This is a genomic window from Vreelandella nanhaiensis (genome assembly GCF_003990185.1).
Lineage (GTDB): Bacteria > Pseudomonadota > Gammaproteobacteria > Pseudomonadales > Halomonadaceae > Vreelandella > Vreelandella nanhaiensis.
This window is the reverse complement of the sequence record NZ_RZHF01000015.1, coordinates 401,771-426,813: the sequence shown is the minus strand read 5'-3', so window position 1 is coordinate 426,813 and position 25,043 is coordinate 401,771. Positions and strand designations below refer to the sequence as shown.

The following is a 25,043-nucleotide window of genomic DNA, read 5'->3' as shown; positions in this document are numbered from 1 at the left end:
TGCACTACTGCTTGCCACGCCAACGTCTTCTCTGGATGGAATTTTTATCAGCGCATTACTACAACGCTAACGATAGAGAGCGAATCAATAGCTTGCGGAATGGATGGGTGTGCGCTGACAAGCCTGTGCCGCATCTTGTACCAGGTAAAAGCTAAAAGTCATTAGATTGATAACGGTATTAGCTCTAATGTTGGCGAGCTTGGCACACGCAAAATAAAAGGGCTTACGAGTTAACGTAAGCCCTTGAAATAATGGCGCGCCCGGTAGGAATTGAACCTACGACCTTCGGCTTCGGAGGCCGACACTCTATCCAACTGAGCTACGGGCGCATTGGGTGCGTATCGTACCTGTGTGGGCGCGCTGTGTCCAGCCATGCGGCGGCTTTACTGCGCGTTGGATTGACCGTTTTCCCCCGTGTGGTGCATGCTTTGCAGGCACTTTCTCTTTTTACGTATAGGGAACACATAAAAATGAAAACATTTACACTGAACACGCTGGCTCTAGGCATCTCTCTGGCGCTGGCAGGTACTGCCAACGCGGCTGATTTTGACGATATGGACCCGGTTACCCTGCGCCTGGCGCACGTGGTCAACGAACAGGACGGCTTTCATCTGGCAGCCACCAAGTTCGAAGAGCTGGTGGAGGAGCGCACCGATGGCAAGGTAAACATCGAGATTTACCCCAACGCTAGTTTGGGCGACGAGCGCACCTTGCTTGAAGGGATGCAGATCGGCACCGTAGATATGGGCGTGATCACCAACGGCCCGGTGGCCAACTTTGTGGAAGAGATGGCGGTGTTTGAACTGCCCTTCCTGTTCCCCTCGCCCGAGGCCGCCTACGGCGTGCTGGATGGCGAGATCGGCCAGGAGCTTCTGGACAAGCTTTCCGAGGTTAACCTGAAAGGCCTGGCTTACGCCGAGCGTGGTTTCCGTAACCTGACCAACAGCGAGCGCGCCGTTAACACGCCGGACGATATGGATGGCCTACGCATCCGCGTAATGGAAAACCCGGTTTACACCGATACCTTCCGCGCGCTGGGCGCCAACGCCATTCCCATGGCATGGAACGAAGCGCTGACCGCGATGCAGCAGGGCACCATTGATGGCCAGGAAAACCCGGTGAACGTGGTGCACTCGTTTAAACTGGATGAAACCCAGACCTACATGACACTCTCGCGCCATACCTACGCGCCGGCCATTTTTGTGATGGGCATGCCCGCCTGGAACAAGCTGCCTGAAAACGCCCAGGCCGTGATTGAAGAAGCCGCTCAGGAAGCCGCCGAGTACGAGCGCCAGATGAATGCTGAGATGGAAGCCGAGCAGCTGGCCTCACTGAAAGAAGCCGGCATGGAGATCAACGAAACGCCGGATATTGCAGCCTTCCAAGAGGCGGTAGCTCCCATCTATGAGCAGTACGGTCAGCAGTTTGGTGATTACCTGCCGCGTATCCGTGAAGCGCTGGCTGAGTAACGCTGGCATAGGAACGGAGACATAGTAATGGAGACATAGTAACGGTGACACAGTAACGCTGCGCTTCACCGCTTACGGGTAACAAAAAGGCCACCGCAAGGTGGCCTTTTGCTTTATCGGGCTGATGAGACCGCTTAACCCAGAATCTTGCCGGGGTTTAATAGCCCCTTGGGGTCCAGCGCCTGCTTCATACGCTTCATCAGGTCGATCTCTTCCGGTGAGCGGGAGAGCTTCAGGTACTCTTTTTTCTCTAACCCTACGCCGTGCTCGGCGGAAATCGAGCCGTTGTATTTCACCAGTGAGCCGTACACCAGCTCCTCCACCTGGCGGCGGCTTTGCAGGCTGTCGTCGCGTACCGTAATCATGATGTGCAGGTTGCCATCGCCCAGGTGGCCGAACACAAGGATCTCGGCGCTTTCTGCGAACTGCTCGTTAAGCGCCTTCTCCAGGTTATTAACGTACTCGTCCATATGCGGAATCGGCAGGCTGATATCGAAGGAGAACAGCGGCTTGAGCGATCTTACCAGCCATTCGATGTCTTCGCGCACCGCCCAGATGCCTTCACGCTGGGCGCTGGAATTCGCCAGCACCGCATCGGTGATCAGTTCTTTTTCCATGGCGGTTTCCAGCACCTGAGCGAAGGCTTCGGCGTCCTGCTCTTCATCCAGTCCCAGGGTTTCAATAATGGCGTAGAAGGGAGAGTCGGTGGAAAGCAAAGGTGCGTGCTTGCTGCCTTCCATGGTCATCAGCTTGTAGTGGCTGTTCCATAGTGCTTCAAAGGCACTCAAGCTGTTGGCAAGCTCCTTGGAAACCAGGTTAAGCAGCGCGGTCAAGGCGTCAAAGGAAGGTACCGCCACCAGGGCTGTTTGTTCGCTGGGCATATAGGGCTGCAGGCGCAGCACTGCGCGGGTCACAACGCCCAGGGTGCCTTCGCTGCCGATAAACAGCTGCTTCACGTCGTAACCGGCATTGTTTTTTAGCATCTTGTTAAGCGAGCTGACCACGGTGCCATCGCTTAGTACCGCTTCAAGACCCAGTACCTGCTGGCGCATCATGCCATAGCGAATAACCCGGATGCCGCCTGCATTGGTGGCAATATTGCCGCCAATGGTGCAAGAACCCCGAGCCCCTAGGTCGAGCGGGAACTGCATATCGATCTCTTGTGCCGCTTCCTGAACGCGCTGAAGCGTGACGCCTGCCTGCACCTGCATGGTGGAGCCTACCGCGTCGATCTCTTCGATCTGATTCATCAGCTCCAGCGAAACCACCAGCTCATCAGGGCTTGCGATGCCGCCATGCACCACACCGGTCAGGCCGCCGTGGGTCACGACCGGCTGGTCTGCCTGATAGCAAAGCGCCATGACCTTGCTGAGCTGCTCGGTGGTTTGCGGGCGTACGATCGCCTTGGCCTGGCATGGCGCGCCGGTAAACCAGTCAACGCTGCGCTGGGCCACGTCTTCACCCAGCAGTACACCGCTTTCGCCCACTATCGCTATCAGATCGCTAATCAAAGAGTTCATAAGGTTCCTGTATTCATTAATACGGCGGTTGCAGCAGGTTGGTGGGCCGTTTTTAACTACGTGTCTGCTCATTCTTTCGCAGGCATTGCCAACCCACTGTTAGCCTATGCTCGATTCAAACCTGGGTTTTATAAAGTATTTTTATTTTTCAGCTAAATAATTGGGTAAAATGAAGGCATTTGTGCGCCAAGGCCGATGTGGTATAGATGAAGCCTGACTGTCCCCCTCACCCCCATAATAACAACCGAACCCACCCAGGAGATATTGTGAATAGCCTCGCCAGCTTTTGCCTTTTTACCCCTGCATTATTGAGACGTCCTACCGGCTCTGCTGCCTGCTTGGGTCTGCTTAGTGCCTCACTCACCAGTCAGGCCGCTGAGATTACGCCCACCACGCTGCGCCTTGCCCACGTGGTGAATACCGAAGACACCTATCATATCGCCGCAGCGCGCTTTCAAGAGCTGGTGAGCGAGAAAACCGATGGCGTAGTCACGGTGGATATTTACCCCAATGCCAGCCTGGGCGATGAGCGCACACTTTTGGAAGGCATACAGATCGGCACCGTGGATATGGGCGTGATTACCAACGGCCCGGTGGCCAACTTTGTCGATGAGTTCTCTGTTTTTAAGCTGCCCTCAGACCTTGAAGCCTTCCAGGCCACCGTCGCTCCTGTGTATGAGAAGTACGGCCAGCAGTTTGGCGATCATCTACCGCGTATCCAAGAGGCGTTGCAGTAAGTGGCCACTTTTTCTCAAACGTTGTTAACACCGCTACGGTGGGTTGAGCGCGGGCTGGATGCCATCATCCAGCCTGTCGTGTTTATCGGCATGGCGGCTCTGATCGGGGTGATCACGCTCCAGATCGTCTCGCGGGTGCTGTTCACGGCGGTGGGCTGGACCGAAGAGGTCGCCCGTTTTCTGCTGATCTGGATTACCTTTCTGGCCGGCACGCTGGCCTTTCAGCGCGGTCACCATATCGCCGTCACCTTTGCCGTCGACGCGCTCCCCGCCCGGCTACGCCAGGTAGCGCGGATGCTGGCGGTGCTGGCGGTTATCGCCTTCATGATTACGCTGGTGGTGATTGGTTATCGCTATATGCAGGTGCAGAGTTTCCAGAAATCCGCCTCGCTGCGCCTTCCCATGTCCTATGTGTATGCCGTGATGCCGATCAGTGCGGCCATCATGGCCTGGTATGCCGTGGTCGACCTGCTTGAACTGCTATTTGAAGGTAAACCTAAACAGCCGATGGGAGAACAGACGCCATGACCATGCTGCTATTTGGCCTGTTCTTCCTGTTCATGCTGCTGGGCGTTCCGATTGCCTTTGCGATTGGCGCAAGCACGCTGTATGCCCTGTATCAGTCGGGCGTGCCGCTGATGGTGGTTACCCAGCAGATGTTTCAGGGCATCAACTCGTTTGCGCTGGTCGCGATTCCCATGTTCATCCTCGCGGGCGACTTAATGGCCCAAGGCAAGGTGAGCGAGCGACTGGTGAGTTTTGCTGACTCCCTGGTGGGCTTTATGCGCGGGGGGCTTTCGATCGTGTCCGTCATGGCGGGCATGTTCTTTGCGGCCATTTCAGGTTCCGGGGCGGCCACTACGGCGGCGGTCGGTTCAAGCTTGGTGCCGGAGCTTAAGCGCAAGGGGTATGACCCGGCCTCAGCGGCCAGTCTGATTGCCGCCAGCGGTACGATCGGCGTGGTGATTCCGCCCTCCGTGCCCATGATCATCTATGCGGTGATTGCCCAGCAATCGGTATCCAAGCTGTTCTTGAGTGGCTTTCTTCCCGGCTTGGCGATGGGCTTGGGCTTAATGGCAATTGCTATTACCCAAGCCTACAAACGTCAGTACCCCAAGGGCACGCCGCTTTCCTTGACGACCATCTGGCGTACGCTGAAAGCTGCCAGCTGGGGGTTGATGACGCCGGTGATTATCTTGGGCGGTATCTTCTCAGGTATTTTCACGCCGTCTGAGGCGGCGGTGGTCGCCGTCAACTATGCGCTGCTGGTGTCGTTGCTTGTCTACCGTGACTTAACTCTGTCCCAGGTGTACCGGCTACTGATTCGTTCGGCCATGACCACGGCTGTCATCATGCTGGTCATTGCCATGTCGGCGGTGCTGAGCTGGACGCTGTCTAGCTGGCAGGTGCCCGGCGCTATCGCCCAATCGGTGCTGTCGCTCTCCACCAACCCGCTGATTATCATGCTGCTGGTGGTCGCCGTCATTCTGCTGACCGGTGTGTTTATCGAAACGGCCAGCGCATTGATTATCCTCACGCCGGTACTGCTGCCGCTCGTTCTACAGCTGGGAATCGACCCGATCCACTTCGGCCTGATCATTGTGGTGGGGCTCTCCATTGGCATGATCACGCCGCCGGTGGCAATTAACCTGTATGTGGCATCGTCGGTGACCCAACTGCCGCTTGAGCGGATCACGCGCGCCATCGTGCCTTACCTGCTGGGGCTGGTTGGCGTACTGCTTCTGGTAGTGTACGTGCCGATATTAATGGGCTGGTCGGGTAATTAACGACGTATAAAGCGCTTTGCAGGGATTAACGCTATGGGGCGTGCCATTTGGCATGCCCCATAGCGTTTTAAGCCCCTTACTTCTATAGAAGGCTTGCCACTTCAATAATATTGCCACACTGGCTTGGGCTATAGCCCGGCAGGCGCTCGACTGCTTCCTGAAAGGGCTCACCTTGCAATATCTCCAGAAAGGCGCGAAACCGAGGCTCTTTTAGAGAGCGATGGTGGCAAGCCAGCAAGTAATCTTCGATAGCCAGCGGTATAAAGTCGAGCCCGAACTTCTGCGCAGCGGCCTCCACGCCAAAGCCGGTATCCGCCATGCCGGCGGCCACATAGGCCGCCACGGCGGAGTGGGTAAACTCCTCGATTTCAAATCCGCGAATCTTCTTGCTTGAAACCGCCGCCTCTTTTAACAGGCAGTCCAGTAGCGAGCGCGTACCCGAGGAGAGTTGGCGGTTAACGAAGCGCACGGAATTATCGACAAGCGATTCAACGCCCGTGATGCCTAGCGGGTTCCCCGGCGCCACCATCAGCCCTTGGGTTCTAGCGATAAAACCGATCACCCGATGCTGTCGGGGTTTTAGCAGGCCTTGGTAGGCGATGCGAACACGCTCACCAACCTTGCCACGCGGCAGGTGAAAACCCGCCAGATCGCAGCTTCCCCGGTTGAGCGCTGCCAGCGACTCCTGGGGGCTACAATACTGTAAATCCAGCGGTATTTCGTGTAGGTGCTTGGGGAGTAATTCCACGGCAAATCCATGGCTTGCGTGCAGGCGTAAAACCGATAGCGCCCCTTGCTGTTGTTGCTGAATGGCGAGATTAAGCTCGGAGCCCAGGCTTTCCAACTGCGGTCCTAAACGGGCGATGGCACGCTGCTCAGCCCATAGTAGTTTTTCGCCCAGCAGCGAAAGCCGTGCACCGCGCCCGCGTTGCAGCTCCACCAGCGGCACACCAAAAAACTCCCCACCCTGACGCAAAAGATTCCAGGCATGGCGATATGAAATGCCAACATCGCCAGCAGCAAGGGTTAGTTTTCCCCGCCGATAGACCGCCTCAAGCAGGCGAAGCAGATGTAAATCAAGCTGGTTGCCTGCCTCATCGCGAAAGCACCAAGAGGGGATGACACTGATTTTTTGCGTGGTTTTATTCATAGGCATTATTTTTCATATTTTGTCCTTATTGGGTTGATGCTAGCGTTGCAATAACCGTGGTGCACGCTCTTTTTAATAAGCAATTTTAAACAGGCAGAGTTGTGCATATTTATTAGATAATAATCAGCACCAGGAGAGACCTGATGAATGAGTCTCGAGAATGGTCGTCGCAGTCGATTCAGGCCGAGATCAACGCTCTTAAACACAAGCCAGGCGCGTTGTTGCCGATTCTTCATGCCCTCCAGGACCGCTTTGGCTTTATTCCCTCGGATGCCATCCCCCTTATCGCCGAGTCGCTGCAGCAGACCCGTGCCGAAGTGCATGGGGTTATCAGCTTCTATCACCACTTTCGAACCGCACCGCCAGGTCGCCACGTGGTGCAGATTTGCCGTGCAGAGGCCTGTCAGGCGGTAGGCGCCCGCCAACTAGAAGCCCACGCCAAGGCGCATCTTGGGATTGATTACCATCAGACGACCAGCGACCGTGAAATCACCCTTGAAGCGGTTTACTGCCTGGGAAACTGCGCCTGCGGGCCGTCCATCCGCGTGGACGACAGCGTGCGCGGGCGGGTTACCCCCGAGGCCTTCGATGCGCTGATGGATGAGCTGCAAACCCGGCCGTTGGAGGTAATGGGATGAGTATTCGCGTTTTTGTACCCCGTGATACCACGGCACTGTCACTGGGCGCCGATGCCGTCGCTAACCGTCTGGCAAGGGAAGCCGCCACTCGTGGCCATTCGATCACTCTAGTGCGCAACGGCTCCCGCGGGCTTGCCTGGCTTGAGCCACTGGTCGAGGTGGAAACTCCCATCGGCCGGTTCGCCTACGGTCCGGTTTCGCCTAACGACGTCACCGCTCTGCTCGATAGCGGCCTACTGGAAGGCAACATCAGCCACCCACTGGCACTAGGGCCAACAGAAGAGATCGCTTATCTCGCTCGCCAGCAGCGCCTGACCTTTGCCCGCATCGGCATCACCGACCCGTTATCAATTGAGGATTACCGCGCCCATACCGGTTTCTACGGCCTTGAGGCAGCGTTGCAACGCGAGCCGCAGGATATCGTTGAGGAGGTGAAAGCCTCCGGGCTACGCGGTCGCGGGGGAGCGGCATTCCCCACCGGCATCAAGTGGCAGACAGTGCTCGACACGCCCGCCGATCAGAAATATATCGTCTGCAACGCCGACGAGGGCGACTCTGGCACCTTCGCCGACCGTCTGGTGATGGAGTGCGACCCCTACATGCTGATCGAGGGCATGACCATTGCCGGACTCGCGGTGAAGGCGACTCAGGGCTACATCTACCTGCGCTCGGAATACCCGCTGGCCAAAGAAATTCTTGACGAGGCGATTGCCCGCGCCGAACAGGCCGGCTACCTAGGCGATAACCTATGCGGTAGCGGCCGCGCCTTTCACCTTGAAGTGCGCCTGGGTGCTGGGGCGTATATTTGTGGTGAGGAGACCTCTTTGCTTGAAAGCCTGGAAGGCAAACGTGGCCTGGTGCGTTTCAAGCCGCCACTACCCGCCATCGAGGGGCTGTTTGGCCGCCCTACAGTGGTTAACAACGTGCTCTCGCTGGCCGCTGTGCCGTTTATTCTTGCCGAAGGCGCCGAGGCCTACGCCACCCACGGTATGGGTCGTTCCCGGGGCACACTGGCGCTGCAACTGGCGGGCAACGTCAAGCGCGGTGGCCTAGTGGAGCTAGCCTTTGGTGCCACACTGCGCACCTTGATGGAGGAGTTCGGCGGCGGCACACTAAGTGGCAAACCGCTGCGCGCCGTACAGGTGGGCGGCCCGCTGGGCGCTTACCTGCCGGAATCCCAGTGGGACCTGCCGCTGGACTACGAAGCTTTTGCCGCGGAAAGCGCGGTGCTGGGCCACGGTGGCGTAGTGATGTTTGATGAGAGCGTGGACATGGCCGAACAGGCGCGCTTCTCAATGGAATTTTGCAAGGTGGAGTCCTGCGGTAAGTGTACGCCCTGTCGTATCGGCTCGACCCGTGGCGTGGAGGTGATTGATCGTATCCGCGCCAACCAAAACCGCGAGGCCAACCTCGCCCTGCTCCATGACCTCTGCGAAACGATGGTGGATGGCTCGCTCTGCGCCATGGGTGGCATGGCCCCCTTCCCGGTGCAAAGCGCCCTCGCCCACTTCCCCGATGATTTCCAGCGGGCAGCGAACGGAGACAGATCATGATCGGACACTTTGATCCCAAAAAGTACGCCAAGAACGCAGCGCACGGCAAAGACCTCGGCACCCCCCTCCCGTCTCAGACGCTCGGCACGGCCTTGGTGAATCTGGAAATTGACGGCGTCACCATCAGCGTGCCGGAAGGAACTTCAGTGCTACGTGCAGCGGCGCTGGCCGATATCAACATTCCAAAGCTGTGCGCCACCGATAGCCTGGAGCCTTTTGGCTCCTGTCGGCTGTGCGCCGTGCAGGTAGAGGGGCGGCGCGGTATGCCCGCCGCCTGCACCACGCCAGTAGTTGAAGGCATGAAGGTCACCACCCAGAATGAGCGGCTGGCCAAGCTACGCCGTAACGTGATGGAGCTGTACATCTCCGACCACCCGCTGGACTGTTTGACCTGCCCGGCCAACGGCGACTGCGAGCTGCAGGATATGGCGGGCAGCGTGGGCCTTCGCGAAGTACGCTACGGGTTCGAAGGCGAGAACCATCTTGCAGCCGTCAAAGACGAATCCAACCCCTACTTCAGCTTTGACCCCAGCAAGTGCATCGTCTGCTCGCGCTGTGTGCGCGCCTGCGAGGAAGTGCAGGGCACCTTTGCCCTGACCATCGATGGCCGCGGATTTGAGTCCAAGGTATCGGCGGGGCAGGACGAGGCGTTCATGGATTCGGACTGCGTCTCATGTGGTGCTTGCGTGCAGGCCTGCCCGACAGCCACGCTGATGGAAAACAGCGTGATCGATCAGGGCGTGCCCGACCGCAGCGTAGTGACCACCTGCGCCTACTGCGGCGTGGGCTGCTCGTTCGAGGCCCAGATGAAGGGCGATAAGCTAGTGCGCATGGTGCCTTACAAGGGCGGCGACGCCAACCACGGCCACTCTTGCGTGAAGGGGCGCTTCGCTTTTGGCTACGCTTCTCATCCAGACCGCCTGACAACACCAATGATTCGCGAGAGCATCGACCAGCCATGGCGCGAGGCTAGCTGGGAAGAGGCCATCGGTTTTGCCGCCAGCCGCCTGAAAGCGATTCAGGCTGAACATGGTCGCGAGAGCATCGGCGGTATCACTTCGTCTCGCTGCACTAACGAAGAGACTTATCTGGTCCAGAAGCTGATCCGCGCGGCATTTGGCAACAATAACACCGACACCTGCGCTCGGGTCTGCCACTCGCCCACCGGCTATGGCCTGAAGACCACGTTGGGCGAGTCAGCGGGCACCCAGACCTTTGACTCGGTGATGAAGGCCGACGCGATTATCGTGATTGGCGCCAATCCCACCGACGCTCACCCGGTATTCGGCTCGCTGATGCGTAAGCGTCTACGCCAAGGAGCGAAGCTGATTGTCGCCGACCCGCGCTATATCGACTTGCTCAAGACGCCTCACTTGAGCGAAGCCCAGCACCTGCCGCTGCGCCCCGGCACCAACGTGGCCCTCATCAACGCGCTTGGGCATGTGGTGGTTACCGAAGGCTTAGAAGACAAGGCATTCGTGACCAAGCGCTGTGATACTGAAGCGTATCAGAGCTGGCGCGGCTTTATCGCTGACCCGCGCCATTCCCCCGAGGCTAGCGAAATGATTACCGGTGTGCCCGCCGAGGCTGTGCGCCAAGCGGCACGCACCTATGCCACGGCTGGCAATGGCGCGATCTACTACGGCTTGGGCGTGACCGAGCACAGCCAAGGTTCGACCATGGTGATGGGGATCGCCAACCTGGCCATGGCCACCGGCAATATTGGCCGCGAAGGCGTGGGCGTCAACCCGCTACGCGGCCAGAACAATGTGCAGGGTTCCTGTGACATGGGTTCTTTCCCTCACGAGCTTCCGGGCTATCAGCACGTCGCAGACCCAATAGCCCGTGGCCGTTTTGAGGCCGCTTGGGGCGTGACCCTGGACAACGAGCCGGGGCTGCGCATTCCCAACATGTTCGATGCCGCGATCGAAGGCAGCTTCAAGGCGCTCTACGTGCAGGGCGAGGATATCGCGCAATCCGATCCTAACACCCAGCACGTTGAGGCGGCGTTGCGCTCGCTGGACTGCCTGATCGTTCAGGATATCTTCCTCAACGAGACGGCCAAGTTCGCCCATGTACTGCTGCCGGGTTCCAGCTTTCTGGAGAAGGACGGCACCTTCACCAACGCCGAGCGGCGCATCAACCGGGTGCGCAAGGTCATGCCACCGGTGGCCGGCAAGCAGGATTGGGAAATCACGCAGGACCTGGCCAATGCGCTGGGCTACCCGATGCACTACACGCATCCTTCTGAAATTATGGATGAGATCGCTCAGCTAACGCCAAGCTTTACCGGGGTGAGCTACGCGAAGCTGGAAGAGTATGGCAGTCTGCAATGGCCGTGTAACGACGATAATCCCCAAGGCATGCCGACCATGCACGAGATTAGCTTCCCAATCGGACTGGGCCGTTTTGCGATTACCGAGTACGTGGCCACCGAAGAGCGCACCAACCGGCGCTTCCCGCTGCTGCTCACCACTGGTCGGATTCTCAGCCAGTACAATGTGGGCGCCCAGACCCGGCGTACCGATAACCAGCAGTGGCACAACGAAGATGTACTGGAGCTGCACCCCAGTGATGCGGAGCTGCGCGGCGTTCGTGACGGCGACTGGCTAGGTATTACCAGCCGATCGGGCCAGACGGTACTGCGCGCCCGGCTAAGTGATCGCATGCAGCCGGGGGTGGTCTACACTACTTTCCACCATCCTGGCAGTGGCGCTAACGTTATCACTACCGATAACTCGGATTGGGCCACTAACTGCCCTGAATACAAGGTTACCGCCGTGCAGGTAGAAAAAGTCAGCCAGCCCTCCGCTTGGCAGCAGCGCTTCACCTCCTTTGACCAGGCCCAGCGCGGCTATCTGGCCAGAGCGCAACAGGAGGCGCCGTGAGCGCAGCGTGCGACAATGTCTCCACCCAATCGGCGGCCGCCCTGGCGCGCCAGCCGGTTGAGGTGCGCAAGAGCGCGACCGGCTGGGTTGCCGATAGACAAGAGGACGCACTGGCGCTGGAAGTGCCGGTAGCGCTGGTTTACAACGGCATTTCCCACGCGGTGATGATGGCAAGTCCCTCTGATCTTGAAGATCTGGCGCTGGGTTTCAGCCTAACAGAGGGTATTCTGGCCCATCCCCACGAATGCTACGACCTGGAGCTTCATGAAGAAGCCCAAGGCTTGGCCGTTCATCTGAGTATCGCCAGCCAGCGGCTGGCCGAACTCAAGCAGCGCCGCCGTAGCATGACCGGGCGCACCGGCTGCGGGCTGTGCGGCACCGAGGCGCTTGAACAGGCGATTCGGCCGATCCCTGCGGTAATCGCGCCCTCTCTTGATGACGCAGCCATTCAGCACGCGCTCGGTGAATTAAATGCCCATCAGCCACTAAAGGCAGCAACGGGAGCCGTACACGGCGCTGCCTGGTGCGATTTGCAGGGTCACATTCAGCGGCTGCGCGAGGATGTCGGCCGCCATAATGCGCTAGACAAGCTGATTGGCACACTGGCCCGCGATAGCGTACCGCTTGAAAAGGGCTTTGTGCTGGTTTCCAGTCGGGCCAGCTACGAAATGGTGCATAAGTGCGCCAGCGCTGGCATTGGCGCGCTGGCGGCCGTCTCGGCGGCAACAGCCTTGGCCGTCGAGCAGGCCCAAACGGCAGGCCTGCTGCTGGCGGGTTTTGTGCGTCCTGGCCGCCACTTGATCTACCACCGCCCCGCTACTGCTCAAGGTTGAGGAGAGATACCATGTTAACCAACAACGATGCCAACCTGATTCGCATGACCAATCAGATTGCCACCAACCTAGGTGGCGGCCGCGATGAGGAAACCGCCGCCGCAGCCGTCTGTCGCCATCTGGAAACCTTCTGGGCAAGGCCAATGAAGCAGCGCCTCGTTGCCAACCTAGCGCTTGAGGGTGTTGAGTTTTCACCATTGGCGCGGCGCGCTACCACGCTACTGGCGGCCAAGCTCTCAGAGCAACAAAGCATTACTCGTTAGAACGTAAAAAGGCTTGCCAGTCGGCAAGCCTTTTTATATCCACGTTTTGTTATATCCACATTAGCACTTTCCTCTTACCTTGTGTAAGGCACGTTAAGGGTGGCTTTATTGAGCAGCCAAATTGCCTATTTCGCCATTGCTTTCTGTCGCTAACTGGTAGCCCAGATCACTTTTATTAAGTTGATTTTTATTAATATTCTCCTTATTAACGCTGATTTTTCGGCTAATAATACGTGTAGAAAAATTATAAATTCATTTTTATAACCTAGGTTAAGGCTATAGATGACTACAACGTTCACTGTAAAGATGTGGTGGCCAGGGATGGCCCGTTTTTGGCTAGATGCCAATCACCCTTTTTGGCTGCCATGACCTTTTTCCGCCTGGTCATGGCAGCCTTTTTATTTGCGATCAATCCTCTGTACACACCGCCCGTTCATCTTTCCCTGTACCAAGAATCAAGCGATAACTTCCCGCCCTTCTCCATCGCCGTACAAATTGATGAGTGAAAAGGTTGTTTAATCGTGCATATTCTTCAAGCCACGGCAGGTCAACATCCGCTTCTTCTCACGTCATACGCTAACAAACCCACACAGTATCTAGTGGTTGCCGTACACAAAGTGGGTGTGGATAAGTTAAACCGTCAGATGCTGCTTGATCAGTTCGTTGGAGAGCTCTCCAATATCTCCCTTGGCCACCGGGCGGCCGCGATCCATGATCACAAAGCGGTCGGCGTATTTGCGCGCGAAAGGCAACTTCTGCTCGACCAGTAGGACCGTCAGGCCGTCTTCAGCAATCAGCTGGCGAATCACCTGGCCAATTTGCGCAACAATATTAGGCTGAATGCCCTCGCCCGGTTCATCCAAAATCAAGAGCTTGGGTTCAATCACCAAAGCCCGCCCAATGGCCAGCTGCTGCTGCTGTCCACCAGACAAATCACCGCCACGACGATGTTTCATTTCCTTGAGCACCGGGAAGAGTTCATAGATACGCTCAGGGATTTGTTTCAGCCCGTCGCTGCGCGCGGCCAGACCGGTGCGTAGGTTCTCTTCTACGGTAAGTAACGGGAATATCTGCCGCCCTTGGGGTACAAAGCCAATGCCCAGCCGCGAGCGCGCTTCCACCGCTTTTTGGGTTAGCTCAACCGCCTCATTGCTCGCCTGGTAGAATAACTGGCCACTTTTCACTGCCACTTCACCCATGATGGCTTTCATCAAGGTAGTTTTACCCACACCATTGCGGCCCATCACGCAGGTGCACTGACCGGCGGGTACGTCCAGGTCCAGATCCCACAGCGTGTGGCTTTCCCCGTAAAACTGGTTCAGCTTTTCAATTGCGAGCATCAGGCTGCCTCCTCGTCATCAGCACCCAGGTAGACTTCGACCACCTTGGGGTCACATGAGACCTGATCCATGCTGCCCTCCGCCAGCACGCTGCCTTGGTGCAATACGGTTACCTTGCGGGCAATCGAGCGCACAAAGCCCATATCGTGTTCCACGACGACCACTGACTGTTTACCGGCAAGGCCAGTTAGCAGTTCAGCAGTACGCTCCATTTCCTGCTCGGTCATACCCGCGACCGGCTCATCCACCAGCAGTAACCGTGGACGCTGCATTAACAGCATGCCAATTTCCAGCCACTGTTTCTGACCATGAGAGAGAATGCCGGCGGGCTGAAAGCGCAGCTGAGTCAAACCAATGGTTTCCAGCACTTCGTCGATGCGGTCTTTGATCTCACCGGTCATACGCGCAGTCAGCGTGGGAAAAATCCGTTTGTCGGCGGCCATGGCCAGCTCCAGGTTTTCGAACACGCTCAGTGCTTCAAACACCGTGGGTTTTTGAAACTTGCGCCCGATCCCGAGACTGGCAATTTCCGGCTCGTTCATATTGAGCAGGTTATGACGGCTGCCGAACCATACGCTGCCCTCAGTGGGCCGCGTCTTGCCGGTGATAATATCCATCATGGTAGTCTTTCCCGCCCCGTTGGGGCCGATAATGCAGCGCAGTTCGCCGTCGTCGATGGTCAAATTCAGCTTGTTGATCGCTTTAAAGCCATCAAAGCTCACCGTGACGTCTTCCATATACAGAATCGGGCCATGGCGTACATCCACCGGGGAGGCGGCTGGCGCCATAAACTCAAATACCCGGTCGCGGGTTTTGAATGACTGCAGCAAGCTCATGCAATAGCCTCCTTGGTACCTGCGTTATCGGATTCAACAGCGCGACGGCGCTTGCGCAACAGCCCCGCCACGCCCTTGGGCAGCAGTACCGTGACAAGTACAAACATCGCACCCAGCGCAAACAGCCACGCATCAGGCATGACACCGGTGAAAATGGTTTTGGCGTAGTTAACCAGTATCGCGCCAATCACCGCGCCATACAGCGTGGCCCGACCACCCAGCGCCACCCATAGCACGATCTCAATCGAGAACAGCGGCGAGAATTCGCTGGGGTTGATGATGCCCACCTGAGGCACGTAGAGTGCGCCTGCCAAGCCCGCGAGCATCGCGGACACCACAAACACGAAGAGTTGAAAGCGCTCTACCCGGTAGCCGATAAAGCGCGTGCGCGCCTCGGCGTCGCGAGTGGCCACGCACACCCGGCCCAGCTTGCTGGTCACGATCGCCCGGCAGAGGATATAACCCATCGCCAGCGCCACGCCGGTGGCCAGAAAAAGTCCCAGACGAGTATCGTTGCTGCGCAGGTTGAAGCCCAAAAGTTCGCGGAAGTCGGTCAGCCCGTTATTGCCGCCAAAGCCCATCTCATTGCGGAAAAATGCCAGCATCAGCGCAAAGGTCAACGCCTGGGTAATGATCGAGAGATACACCCCCGTCACCCGCGAGCGAAACGCCAAAAAGCCGAACACCAACGCCAGCATACCCGGCGCCAGAAGCACCATGGCAAAGGCGAACCAGGCCATATCAAAGCCCTGCCAGTACCAGGGCAGGCTTTCCCAGTTGAGGAACACCATGAAGTCCGGCAGCACCGGATGGCCGTAAGTGCCCCGGTCACCAATCTGGCGCATCAGGTACATGCCCATGGCGTAACCACCAATCGCAAAAAACGCCCCGTGGCCCAGGCTCAGAATGCCGAGATATCCCCACACCAGATCCACCGCCACGGCCAGCAGCGCGTAGCTTAGGTACTTGCCGAACAGGTTCACGGTGTAAGCGTTCACATGCAGCGGGCTGCCTTGAGGCACTGCCACGTGAAGTACCGTCACAACCAGCAGCGCGGTAAACAGTACGCCGAGAAAAACTTGCGTGGTGCGCTCGCCAAACGGGCGGGTTAGCCAGAATCGGCTTGAAGGTAATTGTGGCATCATGGGTTAGCCCTCCGCAGCCCGGCCCTTCTGCGGGAAGAGTCCACGCGGGCGTTTTTGAATGAACAGGATGATAAACACCAGCACGATAATCTTGGCGAGTACCGCGCCCGCCCAGGGTTCGAGTATTTGATTGATCACCCCAAGCGAAAGGCCGGCCACCAAGGTGCCCCAGAGATTGCCCACACCGCCGAATACCACCACCATGAACGAGTCGATGATGTAGTTCTGGCCAAGGTTCGGGCCGACATTGGTAAGCTGGGAAAGCGCCACGCCAGCAAGGCCGGCTACACCGGAGCCGAGTGCAAAGGTCAGGATATCCACACGGGTCGCTCGAATTCCCATGGAGCGTGCCATGGCGCGGTTCTGGGTCACGGCGCGTACTTCAAGACCCAGACGGGTGCGGCGCATGATCAGCACCAAACCGGCAAACACCACCAGCGCAAAACCCAGTACCACCATACGGTTTATGGTCAGCGACAGCGCGTCGTTGATCACGAGCGACCCGCTCATCCACTCCGGGGTAATTACTGTGCGGTTGAGCGGTGAGATCACTGTACGCACCAGCTGCTGCAGGATCAGACTGATACCGAAGGTGGCGAGTAGCGTCTCCAGCGGGCGGCCTTTCAAAAACTGAATCACGCTGCGCTCAATGGCAACCCCCACCAATGCGGCGACCAGAAAACCTGCCGGAATAGAGAGAATCAGCGCCAGCCCCGGCTGGCCGGGCAGCAGTTGCTGCATCATCCAAGTGGTATACGCCCCCAGCATCATCAGCTCGCCGTGGGCCATGTTGATCACGCCCATCACGCCAAAGGTAATCGCCAAACCAATTGCGGCCAGTACCAGAACCGAACCCAGGCTCAGGCCAAAGTAGAGCGTCTCGATCCCCCGGTTGATCTTGAGGTTCTGCTCGACGCTCGCGAGCGCGTTGCGGGCTGCGTCGGCCACCACCGGGTCGTCGCCATGGGCCGCGCGGCCCAAGGCCACCCGGGCGCGCGGGTGCAGGCTACCGGTCAGCGCCTCGACACCCTCCATTTCGCCCTGCTCGGCACGGTAAATCGCCACCGCCTGGGTTAGCCGGGTACGCACTTGGCTATCATCTTCTTCGGCAATCAGCTCGTTGATCGGCTCGACCAGCTCGCCATCCACCTCGCCCAGCAGGCGCTCGGCGGAAATGCGGCGGCGCTCAACGCTTGGCGAGTAGAGATCCACCACGGCGATCGCGCTGCGTAGTTGATTACGCAGGGCGTTATTGATGCCGATGCGGTCAAGCTCCCGGCGCGACATCTCGCCCAGCGGCTCATGGGTCAGGGCATCTTCTACCGGCCAGTTGCGGCCCGCGTTATCCAGCACCACCACAAAACGGCCACTTCCCGTGCGCTGCAAACGGCCATCCAACAGCGCCTGTAGCCAGTCGCGGGCGCGCTCGTCATCGCTTTGCAATATGGCGGTAATCGCCTCGCCTTTGTCGCGGTAGGAATCGACATCCAGCGCCTCAAGAAGCTCAAGCGCGGCGTCATTATCAGAAGTACCGGGGCCTGTCTGTGCCTGTACGTTGAGTGTTATGCCCAACAGCACGGCGCACAAAAACCCCCAGGAAAGGAAACGCCTCATGGGGTTGTTCCTTTGGTGGTCAAGGTGAAGAGGTAGCGTGCTCCCTTGCCGCCCGGTCAGGCGGGCGGCAAGGGGTGGTCGGTATTACTCGGCGAGCGCCGCTTCGGCTTCTTCAGCAGCGGTGCTGCCACCGCATGAGCCGTTCACGACGTTGAAGTTGCCGCACTCCATGGGCTTGCGCCAATCGGCAATCAAATCGCGCGAGCCGGGCAAGTAGTCGGACCAGGCATCGCCGGCAACGGTTGAGGGCGTTTGCCAGACAATGTCGAACTGGCCATTGTCCTGGACTTCGCCAATCAGTACCGGCTTGGTGATGTGGTGGTTGGGCATCATCGCCGCATAGCCACCCGAAAGATTGGGCACGGTCACGCCGATAATCGCATCTTTCACTGCGTCTACCTCGGTGGTACCCGCTTTACGCACTGCCTCGGCCCACATGTTGAAACCGATGTAATGCGCTTCCATTGGGTCGTTGGTGACCGCTTCCTCATCACCGGTATGCTCAATCCAGGCGTCGATGAAATCAAAATTCTCGTCGGTATCCACGCTCATGAAGTAGTTCCAGGCGGCCAGGTGGCCAACGAGCGGCGCAGTGTCGATACCGGAAAGCTCTTGCTCACCTACAGAGAAGGCAATCACTGGAATATCGGCAGCATCAATGCCCTGATTGGCGAGTTCGCGGTAGAAAGGCACGTTGGCGTCGCCGTTGATGGTCGAGATCACCGCGGTAGGCTTGCCCTCTTCACCGAAGCGACGAATCTCGGAGACGATGTTCTGCCAGTCGGAGTGGCCGAAGGGCGTGTAGTTGACCATGATGTCATCGTCTGCCACGCCGTGCTCATCTTTCAGAAACGCTTCCAGGATGCGGTTGGTGGTGCGCGGATAGACATAGTCGGTACCCACCAGAGCAAAGCGCTCAATGCCGACTTCGTTAATCAAATACTCGACAGCGGGAATCGCCTGCTGGTTGGGCGCGGCACCGGTGTAGAAGACGTTTGCAGACGACTCTTCTCCCTCGTACTGCACCGGGTAGAACAGCAGACCATTGAGTTCTTCAAACACCGGCAGTACCGCTTTACGTGATACCGATGTCCAGTTGCCGAACACTACGTCTACCTCATGCTGGGCCAGCAGCTCGCGGGCGCGTTCGGCAAACAGCGGCCAGTTGGAGGCCGGGTCCACTACCACGGCTTCTAGCTGACGACCCAGCAGACCACCGGCTTCGTTCTGCTGCTGGATCAGCATTTCAACGGTGTCTTTTAACGTCGACTCACTGATAGCCATGGTGCCGGAAAGGGAGTGAAGGATACCTACCTTGATAGGGTCATCATTGCCTGACGCATGAAACGATACCGAAAGGGCCAGTGCAGAAAGACCCAGCAGTGCCTGTTTTTTCAAGTTCATGTTTCGCATCCCCAAGCTGCAAGCGGGCAGCTAGATATTTGTCATTAATCAGGTGTACTTAATTGCCTGAAAGCGCCTGTAACTCCTCCTGCACATTGCACGATGCGTTCCATACTTTAAAAAAACATAAAAAATTCAATTAGATAAAAAGTATACAAGTTGTTTTACAGAAGTTTTCCATCTTTAATCCAAGGTTTTAAAGCGCTTCATTGGTGCTAAAGCGGTCTGATTCGCACGATAAAAGTGCATAAAAACTGTCCATTTTTATCCTTTTATCGCCAAGCTTCTGTTTTTAAAACATTTAGCGTTTTCTTGGCCTGTGGTTTGCAAAATGACTTGTATACAAGACCATGGATAACCAAGGGCCAAACATGATGACCACACGCGGCTGGACACTCGAACAATGGCGGCAGGCATATAACGAGGGCGCAACGCCGGGAGCCTTACTCAGTGAGTTGATCACGCAACTGGCCAAACCTGACAGTGCCGACAATGCCTGGATTTCACTTCTCGACCGAGAGGGGCTGGCTCATGCCCTGGCAGCACTTCAAACACGTCTGGACGAGGCGGACGGCAAGATAGACAAGTTGCCGCTTTACGGCATTCCGTTTGCGGCGAAAGACAACATTGATGCCACCGGGTTTGCCACCACGGCGGGCTGCCCGGCCTACGCCTATCAACCCACCCGTGACGCTGCTCTGATTGACAAGCTGCGCGCCGCGGGCGCAGTACTCATCGGCAAGACCAATCTGGATCAGTTTGCCACCGGCCTGGTGGGTACCCGCTCACCGTTTGGTGCCGTGGCCAATAGCTTCAATCCTGGGGTAGTGAGCGGCGGCTCGAGTTCTGGGTCGGCGTCCGTGGTGGCACGCGGGCTAGTGCCGTTCTCACTGGGTACCGATACGGCAGGCTCCGGTCGCGTGCCCGCTGGCTTGAATAACCTGGTTGGGCTTAAACCCACCAAAGGCCTGTTCAGCATTGATGGTGTAGTACCGGCGTGCCGCTCGCTGGACTGCGTCTCCATCTTCTCGTTGACTGTCAATGATGCCGGGCAGATCGCCGAGCTGATGGCCGGCTTCGAGCCTGCCGACGCTTTCTCACGCAAGGCCCCAAGCGCCCTTCTCTTGGATGCCCCGGCCATACGCCGTCCTGGCCCGCTAGCCAGGCTTGCCATTCCCCAGTCGCCCCAGTTCTTCGGCGACGTGGCGGCCGAAACCGCTTGGCAAACGGCAGTGGAGAAATGGCAAAAGCTTGAAGGGGTAACGCTCGTAGAACTTGATTTCGCCCCCATGCTTGAACTGGCAGCCCTGCTTTACGAAGGGCCGTGGGTGGCAGAGCGCCACGCCGCCGTGGAAACCTTCATGGCCGAACATGCCCAGGACATGAATGACGTGGTGCGCGGCATTATCAGCAATGCGGGTAAATTCAGCGCCACCGATACGTTCAAGGCGCAATACCGCAAGGAAGAGCTGGTTCGGGTGATCGATAGCCTTTTGAATGATATTGACGGCCTATTAGTCCCCACCGCCCCTACCGCGCCCACTATCGCAGCAGTTAATGCCGACCCGGTAACGCTCAATAGCCAGCTCGGCACCTATACCAATTTCGTTAACCTGGCCGATTTTTGCGCATTGGCGGTGCCCGCCGGGTTCCGAGACGATGGGCTGCCCTTTGGCGTCACCCTGGTGAGCGGCGCCTGGAAGGATCGGGAACTGCAGGCCCTGGCCAGCCGCTGGCTAAACGCCCACCCGACGCCGCTGGGTGCCACTGACCAGGCACGCCCACCGGAAACCGTTCATACCACTCTTGCCGTTCCCACCGTTCAGGTCGCTGTGGTAGGCGCTCATCTTTCCGGCATGCCGCTGAATACCCAACTGACCGAGCGCTATGCCTGGCGCGTGGCGTCCACGACAACGTCCGCCAATTACCGCCTGTTTGCCCTGCCCAACACCGTACCGCCCAAGCCCGGCCTGCAGCGCGTTCACGAAAATGGTGCCGCCATCATTGTTGAAGTATGGGAAATGGCCGCGTCGGAATTTGGCTCGTTTGTTGATCTGATTCCCGCCCCGCTGGGTATCGGGAGTGTCGAGCTTGCCGACGGCCGCTGGGTCAACGGCTTTATCTGCGAAGGGCATGGAATCACGGATGCCCAGGATGTCACCGAGTTTGGTGGCTGGCGTGCCTACATCAAGGCGCAAACCTCCCACGCATAACGAGGCTACGACCCATGTTCAATAAAGTATTAGTTGCTAACCGCGGTGAAATCGCCGTACGTACCAACCGCACCTTAAAGGCGCTCGGTGTCGGCAGTGTTGCCGTTTATTCTCATGAAGACCGTCACAGCCTGCATGTGGAAAGCGCCAGCGAATCCGTGGCCCTTATAGGCAACGGCGCCAGTGAAACCTACCTGGACAAGCGCCAAATTCTTGATGCCGCCCGAAAGACCGGCGCGCAGGCTATTATTCCCGGGTACGGCTTTCTGTCTGAAAACGCTGACTTTGCCGAAACCTGTGAGCGTGAAGGTATCGTTTTTATCGGCCCCACGCCTACGCAGATGCGCGAGTTCGGACTAAAGCACCGCGCCCGTGAGTTGGCCGAAGCGGCAGGCGTACCGCTAGCACCAGGCAGCGGCCTGCTCGACAGCGTAGAAGAGGCGCTAACTACCGCTGAACGCCTGGGCTACCCGGTAATGCTCAAAAGCACCGCGGGTGGCGGCGGGATTGGCCTGACGCGCTGCAATAGCGCCAAAGAGCTACAAGATGCTTTTGAAACCGTTCAACGCCAGGGCAAAAACTTCTTTAACGACAGCGGCGTCTTTCTTGAGCGCTTCATCGCCCGTGCCCGCCATGTGGAAGTCCAGATTATCGGCGATGGCCACGGCAACGTGGTAGCACTGGGCGAGCGTGACTGCTCACTGCAACGCCGCAACCAGAAAGTCGTGGAAGAGACGCCGGCCCCCAACCTGCCCGCGGCCACCCGCCAAAAGATGCTGGATGCGGCCGTGGCGCTGGGTGAATCGGTCAACTACCGTTCCGCGGGTACCGTTGAGTACATCTACGACGCCGAGCGTGATGAGTTCTATTTTCTGGAGGTCAACACCCGGCTGCAGGTAGAACACCCGATTTCTGAGGCCGTGACCGGCCTTGATCTGATCGAATGGATGCTCAAGATCGCCGCGGGCGACCACTTGGACCTGGCTAATTTTACGCTCAGCTTGAGCGGTGCGGCCATGGAAGTGCGCATCTATGCCGAAAACCCGCTAAAGGATTTTCAGCCCTCGCCCGGTGAATTAACCGACGTACACTGGCCCGGTGATGGCGTGCGTATCGACACCTGGGTCGAAAATGGCAGCCAAGTATCCGCTCACTACGACCCCATGATCGCCAAGCTGATCGTGCATGGTAACGACCGCGCGGATGCTCTGGCCAAGCTGCGTAAAGCGCTAGATGAAACCCGCCTGATGGGTATTGCCACCAACCTTGACTACCTGCGTCAGGTGATTGCCCAGGCGAGCTTTGCCGAAGGCAAGGTCTCGACTCGCGCGTTGGAAAGCTTTCACTTTCAGCCCTGCGTTGCCGAAGTGGTCTACCCAGGTACTTACACCACAGTGCAGGACTTCCCGGGACGGGTCGGCTACTGGAACATCGGTGTGCCGCCCAGCGGCCCGATGGATGACTTCGCCTTTCGCCTCGCCAACCGGATTGTCGGTAACCACCCGGAGGCTGCCGGGCTGGAAGCTACGCTGATAGGCCCAAGCCTTACGTTTCATCAGGCAACCGTCGTGGCGCTGACCGGCGCCGTTACCGACGCGACGCTCGACAATACCCCGGTGGATTTCTGGACGCCTATCCACGTCAACGCCGGCCAAACGCTCGTGGTGGGCAAAGCCAGCCAGGGATGCCGCACTTACCTTGCCGTGCGTGGCGGATTCGATGTACCAGTGTATCTTGGCAGCCGGGCAACCTTTGCCCTCGGCCAGTTTGGCGGCCACGGCGGGCGACCACTGCGCCCGGGCGATCTGCTCGGCATCAGCCAGCCGGGGTTACCTGCCTGCACCACGCCAGCGCCCACCCACGACCCCGCCCCCGTTGACCCGGCGCTCATCCCGAATTACCCGAGCCACTGGGAAATAGGCGTGCTCTACGGCCCGCACGGCGCGCCCGACTTCTTTACCGAAGACTCCGTCGAGCACTTCTTTCAACAGGACTGGGAAGTCCATTACAACTCCAACCGGCTAGGCATTCGCCTGAACGGCCCCAAACCTGAATTCAGCCGGGCAGATGGCGGTGAAGCGGGGCTACACCCTTCAAATATTCATGACTGCGAATATGCGATCGGCTCAATTAACTTCACGGGTGATATGCCGGTTATTCTGACCCGAGATGGTCCCAGCTTGGGTGGGTTTGTCTGCCCGGTTACCATCGCCAAGGCCGAGCTGTGGAAAGTGGGTCAGGTCAAACCCGGCGATACCATCCGCTTTGTCGCCATCGACAACGACACCGCCGTAAAGCTTGCCCAGCATCAGGAACTGGCTGTCAAATACCTGTCTGCGCCGCCCGCCGTCACCCTTAACAGCGCCGAGCTGGCACCGCTTAACGGGCTATCCGCCACTGTGCTGGCCCACCTTGAGGCGACGCAGGAACGCCCGGAAGTCACCTACCGTCAGGCAGGTGATCAGTACATTTTGCTGGAATACGGCCCTAATGTGCTGGATTTAGGCGCGCGTATGCGTATCCACGCACTGATGGAGGCGATTGCCGATATACAGCCACGCGGCCTGTTGGAGCTTTCCCCCGGTGTGCGTTCTCTTCAACTGCGCTACGACCCGCTGACGCTGACCCAGCAGGCGTTGATGACTTACCTGCTCGACCTGGAAGCCGCCCTGCCACCTACCGACGAGTTGAAGGTGCGCAGCCGGGTGATTCATCTTCCCATGGCGTTTGAAGATAGCGCGACGCTGGAAGCGGTGGAAAAGTATCGCCAGTCGGTGCGCGATACCGCTCCCTGGCTGCCCAATAACGTGGATTTCATGCAGCGCATCAACGGTCTGGCCAGCCGTGACGAGGTCAAGGATGTGCTCTATTCGGCGCGTTATTTAGTGCTGGGGCTAGGCGATGTGTATTTGGGAGCGCCCTGCGCCGTGCCCCTGGACCCTCGGCATCGGCTGCTGACCTCCAAATACAACCCGGCACGCACCTATACTGCCGAAGGCACGGTCGGCATCGGCGGCATTTATATGTGCATTTACGGCATGGACTCGCCCGGCGGCTATCAACTGGTGGGGCGCACTCTACCCATCTGGAACAAGCATCTAAAAAACAAACAGTTTTCAGAAGGCGCTCCTTGGCTACTGCGCTTTTTCGATCAGGTGTGCTACTACCCCGTCAGCGAGGATGAACTGGATAACCTGCGCGATCAGTTTAGGGCGGGTAAGCTAACCATCGAGATCGAGGAAGATACGTTTGACCTGGAATCACACCAGACATTTTTAGATGCCAACCAGCAGGCCATCGCCGAATTTCGCGCCCTTCAACAGGACGCCTACGCAAAAGAGGTTGCGCTATGGCGTGAAAGCGAAGAAAAGGCCCTGGACCGTTTGGCCAAAGCGCCGCCGCCCACGGAGGCGGATGACCTGGCTGGCTATGGCGAGCTGATCAGTGCCGAGATTGCGGGCAATATCTGGAAGTGTCTTGTGCAACCCGGCGATAGCGTCAACAAAGGCGATCCGTTGGTGATTGTTGAAGCCATGAAGATGGAATTTGAAGTCATGGCAACACACTCTGGCAAAATAAGCGCTCTGCACGTCACCCCGGGCCGAGCGGTAACACCAGGGGAGCCGCTGCTGAGTATTGAAGTTTAAGGCATT

At 58.0% G+C, this 25,043-nt stretch carries 19 protein-coding genes and 1 tRNA gene; 12 read left to right on the top strand and 8 right to left on the bottom strand.

Annotation, left to right across the window (positions count from 1 at the left end; all coding sequences use genetic code 11):
• Window positions 1–252: 252 nt before the first annotated feature.
• Window positions 253–329: transfer RNA gene (locus tag ELY38_RS12215), tRNA-Arg, on the bottom strand.
• Window positions 330–470: 141 nt separating this feature from the next.
• Between ELY38_RS12215 and ELY38_RS12210 the strand changes: the two genes are divergently transcribed.
• Window positions 471–1,469, top strand: a complete 999-nt coding sequence (locus ELY38_RS12210) for a TRAP transporter substrate-binding protein (RefSeq protein ID WP_127062552.1) — start codon at window positions 471–473, stop codon at window positions 1,467–1,469.
• A gap of 134 nt (window positions 1,470–1,603) precedes the next feature.
• Here ELY38_RS12210 and ELY38_RS12205 read toward each other — a convergent pair whose 3' ends face one another.
• Complete coding sequence (locus tag ELY38_RS12205) at window positions 1,604–2,989, bottom strand: FAD-binding oxidoreductase (protein ID WP_127062551.1); 1,386 nt, start codon at window positions 2,987–2,989, stop codon at window positions 1,604–1,606.
• Window positions 2,990–3,255: 266 nt separating this feature from the next.
• Between ELY38_RS12205 and dctP the strand changes: the two genes are divergently transcribed.
• Genes dctP through ELY38_RS12190 form a run of 3 tightly spaced genes read left to right on the top strand, consistent with a single transcriptional unit; the run spans window position 3,256 to window position 5,513 of the window.
• Window positions 3,256–3,726, top strand: coding sequence for a TRAP transporter substrate-binding protein DctP (gene dctP, locus ELY38_RS12200; RefSeq protein ID WP_422822332.1), 471 nt, complete (start codon window positions 3,256–3,258; stop codon window positions 3,724–3,726).
• Window positions 3,727–4,254 carry a TRAP transporter small permease gene (locus ELY38_RS12195; protein ID WP_127062550.1) on the top strand — a complete coding sequence of 176 codons (528 nt, stop codon included), beginning with the start codon at window positions 3,727–3,729 and terminating at the stop codon, window positions 4,252–4,254.
• Window positions 4,251–5,513, top strand: coding sequence for a TRAP transporter large permease (locus tag ELY38_RS12190; protein WP_127062549.1), 1,263 nt, complete (start codon window positions 4,251–4,253; stop codon window positions 5,511–5,513). The genes ELY38_RS12195 and ELY38_RS12190 overlap by 4 nt, the downstream gene beginning before the upstream one ends.
• A gap of 82 nt (window positions 5,514–5,595) precedes the next feature.
• Here the strand turns inward: ELY38_RS12190 and ELY38_RS12185 are convergent, their stop codons facing one another.
• On the bottom strand, window positions 5,596–6,669 hold the full coding sequence (locus tag ELY38_RS12185) for a substrate-binding domain-containing protein (protein WP_127062548.1): 1,074 nt from the start codon (window positions 6,667–6,669) through the stop codon (window positions 5,596–5,598).
• Between the two features lie 137 nt (window positions 6,670–6,806).
• Here ELY38_RS12185 and ELY38_RS12180 point away from each other — a divergent pair, with 137 nt between their 5' ends.
• The 6 genes from ELY38_RS12180 to ELY38_RS19105 all read left to right on the top strand — a co-directional run bounded on the left by ELY38_RS12180 (window position 6,807) and on the right by ELY38_RS19105 (window position 13,344).
• Complete coding sequence (locus ELY38_RS12180) at window positions 6,807–7,301, top strand: formate dehydrogenase subunit gamma (protein WP_127062547.1); 495 nt, start codon at window positions 6,807–6,809, stop codon at window positions 7,299–7,301.
• Window positions 7,298–8,854, top strand: coding sequence for a formate dehydrogenase beta subunit (locus ELY38_RS12175; protein ID WP_127062546.1), 1,557 nt, complete (start codon window positions 7,298–7,300; stop codon window positions 8,852–8,854). The genes ELY38_RS12180 and ELY38_RS12175 overlap by 4 nt, the downstream gene beginning before the upstream one ends.
• Window positions 8,851–11,742 (top strand): formate dehydrogenase subunit alpha, encoded by a 2,892-nt coding sequence (gene fdhF, locus ELY38_RS12170; protein ID WP_127062545.1) that lies wholly within the window; start codon window positions 8,851–8,853, stop codon window positions 11,740–11,742. Before ELY38_RS12175 ends, fdhF begins: the two co-directional genes overlap by 4 nt.
• The gene (fdhD, locus tag ELY38_RS12165; RefSeq protein ID WP_127062544.1) at window positions 11,739–12,575 is read left to right on the top strand and encodes a formate dehydrogenase accessory sulfurtransferase FdhD; all 837 of its coding nucleotides are present in this window, start codon (window positions 11,739–11,741) and stop codon (window positions 12,573–12,575) included. The genes fdhF and fdhD overlap by 4 nt, the downstream gene beginning before the upstream one ends.
• 11 nt (window positions 12,576–12,586) lie before the next feature.
• On the top strand, window positions 12,587–12,838 hold the full coding sequence (locus ELY38_RS12160) for a formate dehydrogenase subunit delta (protein WP_127062543.1): 252 nt from the start codon (window positions 12,587–12,589) through the stop codon (window positions 12,836–12,838).
• A 365-nt stretch (window positions 12,839–13,203) separates the two neighbouring features.
• Complete coding sequence (locus ELY38_RS19105; protein ID WP_185858976.1) at window positions 13,204–13,344, top strand: hypothetical protein; 141 nt, start codon at window positions 13,204–13,206, stop codon at window positions 13,342–13,344.
• Window positions 13,345–13,470: 126 nt separating this feature from the next.
• Here the strand turns inward: ELY38_RS19105 and urtE are convergent, their stop codons facing one another.
• The 5 genes from urtE to urtA all read right to left on the bottom strand — a co-directional run bounded on the left by urtE (window position 13,471) and on the right by urtA (window position 19,177).
• Entirely contained in the window at window positions 13,471–14,178 is a 708-nt protein-coding gene (gene urtE / locus ELY38_RS12155) for an urea ABC transporter ATP-binding subunit UrtE (protein WP_127062542.1), read from the bottom strand.
• On the bottom strand, window positions 14,178–15,014 hold the full coding sequence (gene urtD / locus ELY38_RS12150; protein WP_127062541.1) for an urea ABC transporter ATP-binding protein UrtD: 837 nt from the start codon (window positions 15,012–15,014) through the stop codon (window positions 14,178–14,180). Before urtD ends, urtE begins: the two co-directional genes overlap by 1 nt.
• Window positions 15,011–16,159, bottom strand: a complete 1,149-nt coding sequence (gene urtC, locus ELY38_RS12145) for an urea ABC transporter permease subunit UrtC (RefSeq protein ID WP_246009133.1) — start codon at window positions 16,157–16,159, stop codon at window positions 15,011–15,013. The genes urtD and urtC overlap by 4 nt, the downstream gene beginning before the upstream one ends.
• Window positions 16,160–16,162: 3 nt before the next feature.
• Entirely contained in the window at window positions 16,163–17,773 is a 1,611-nt protein-coding gene (urtB, locus tag ELY38_RS12140; RefSeq protein ID WP_127062540.1) for an urea ABC transporter permease subunit UrtB, read from the bottom strand.
• Between the two features lie 84 nt (window positions 17,774–17,857).
• Window positions 17,858–19,177: an urea ABC transporter substrate-binding protein gene (gene urtA, locus ELY38_RS12135; protein WP_127062539.1), complete on the bottom strand. Its 1,320-nt coding sequence runs from the start codon at window positions 19,175–19,177 to the stop codon at window positions 17,858–17,860.
• 371 nt (window positions 19,178–19,548) lie between these two features.
• Here urtA and atzF point away from each other — a divergent pair, with 371 nt between their 5' ends.
• Window positions 19,549–21,390 carry an allophanate hydrolase gene (gene atzF, locus ELY38_RS12130; RefSeq protein ID WP_127062538.1) on the top strand — a complete coding sequence of 614 codons (1,842 nt, stop codon included), beginning with the start codon at window positions 19,549–19,551 and terminating at the stop codon, window positions 21,388–21,390.
• A gap of 14 nt (window positions 21,391–21,404) precedes the next feature.
• On the top strand, window positions 21,405–25,037 hold the full coding sequence (uca, locus tag ELY38_RS12125; protein WP_127062537.1) for an urea carboxylase: 3,633 nt from the start codon (window positions 21,405–21,407) through the stop codon (window positions 25,035–25,037).
• Window positions 25,038–25,043 lie beyond the last annotated feature (6 nt).

Coding starts and splice junctions, on each gene's coding strand:
- urtD (WP_127062541.1), bottom strand. CDS start 15,014: ATGAGCTTGCTGCAGTCATTCAAAACCCGCGACCGGGTATTTGAGTTT.
- urtB (WP_127062540.1), bottom strand. CDS start 17,773: ATGAGGCGTTTCCTTTCCTGGGGGTTTTTGTGCGCCGTGCTGTTGGGC.
- ELY38_RS12210 (WP_127062552.1), top strand. CDS start 471: ATGAAAACATTTACACTGAACACGCTGGCTCTAGGCATCTCTCTGGCG.
- uca (WP_127062537.1), top strand. CDS start 21,405: ATGTTCAATAAAGTATTAGTTGCTAACCGCGGTGAAATCGCCGTACGT.
- fdhF (WP_127062545.1), top strand. CDS start 8,851: ATGATCGGACACTTTGATCCCAAAAAGTACGCCAAGAACGCAGCGCAC.
- ELY38_RS12160 (WP_127062543.1), top strand. CDS start 12,587: ATGTTAACCAACAACGATGCCAACCTGATTCGCATGACCAATCAGATT.
- ELY38_RS12180 (WP_127062547.1), top strand. CDS start 6,807: ATGAATGAGTCTCGAGAATGGTCGTCGCAGTCGATTCAGGCCGAGATC.
- urtC (WP_246009133.1), bottom strand. CDS start 16,159: ATGATGCCACAATTACCTTCAAGCCGATTCTGGCTAACCCGCCCGTTT.
- ELY38_RS12175 (WP_127062546.1), top strand. CDS start 7,298: ATGAGTATTCGCGTTTTTGTACCCCGTGATACCACGGCACTGTCACTG.
- ELY38_RS12205 (WP_127062551.1), bottom strand. CDS start 2,989: ATGAACTCTTTGATTAGCGATCTGATAGCGATAGTGGGCGAAAGCGGT.
- atzF (WP_127062538.1), top strand. CDS start 19,549: ATGATGACCACACGCGGCTGGACACTCGAACAATGGCGGCAGGCATAT.
- ELY38_RS19105 (WP_185858976.1), top strand. CDS start 13,204: ATGACCTTTTTCCGCCTGGTCATGGCAGCCTTTTTATTTGCGATCAAT.
- ELY38_RS12185 (WP_127062548.1), bottom strand. CDS start 6,669: ATGCCTATGAATAAAACCACGCAAAAAATCAGTGTCATCCCCTCTTGG.
- ELY38_RS12190 (WP_127062549.1), top strand. CDS start 4,251: ATGACCATGCTGCTATTTGGCCTGTTCTTCCTGTTCATGCTGCTGGGC.
- urtE (WP_127062542.1), bottom strand. CDS start 14,178: ATGCTCGCAATTGAAAAGCTGAACCAGTTTTACGGGGAAAGCCACACG.
- urtA (WP_127062539.1), bottom strand. CDS start 19,177: ATGAACTTGAAAAAACAGGCACTGCTGGGTCTTTCTGCACTGGCCCTT.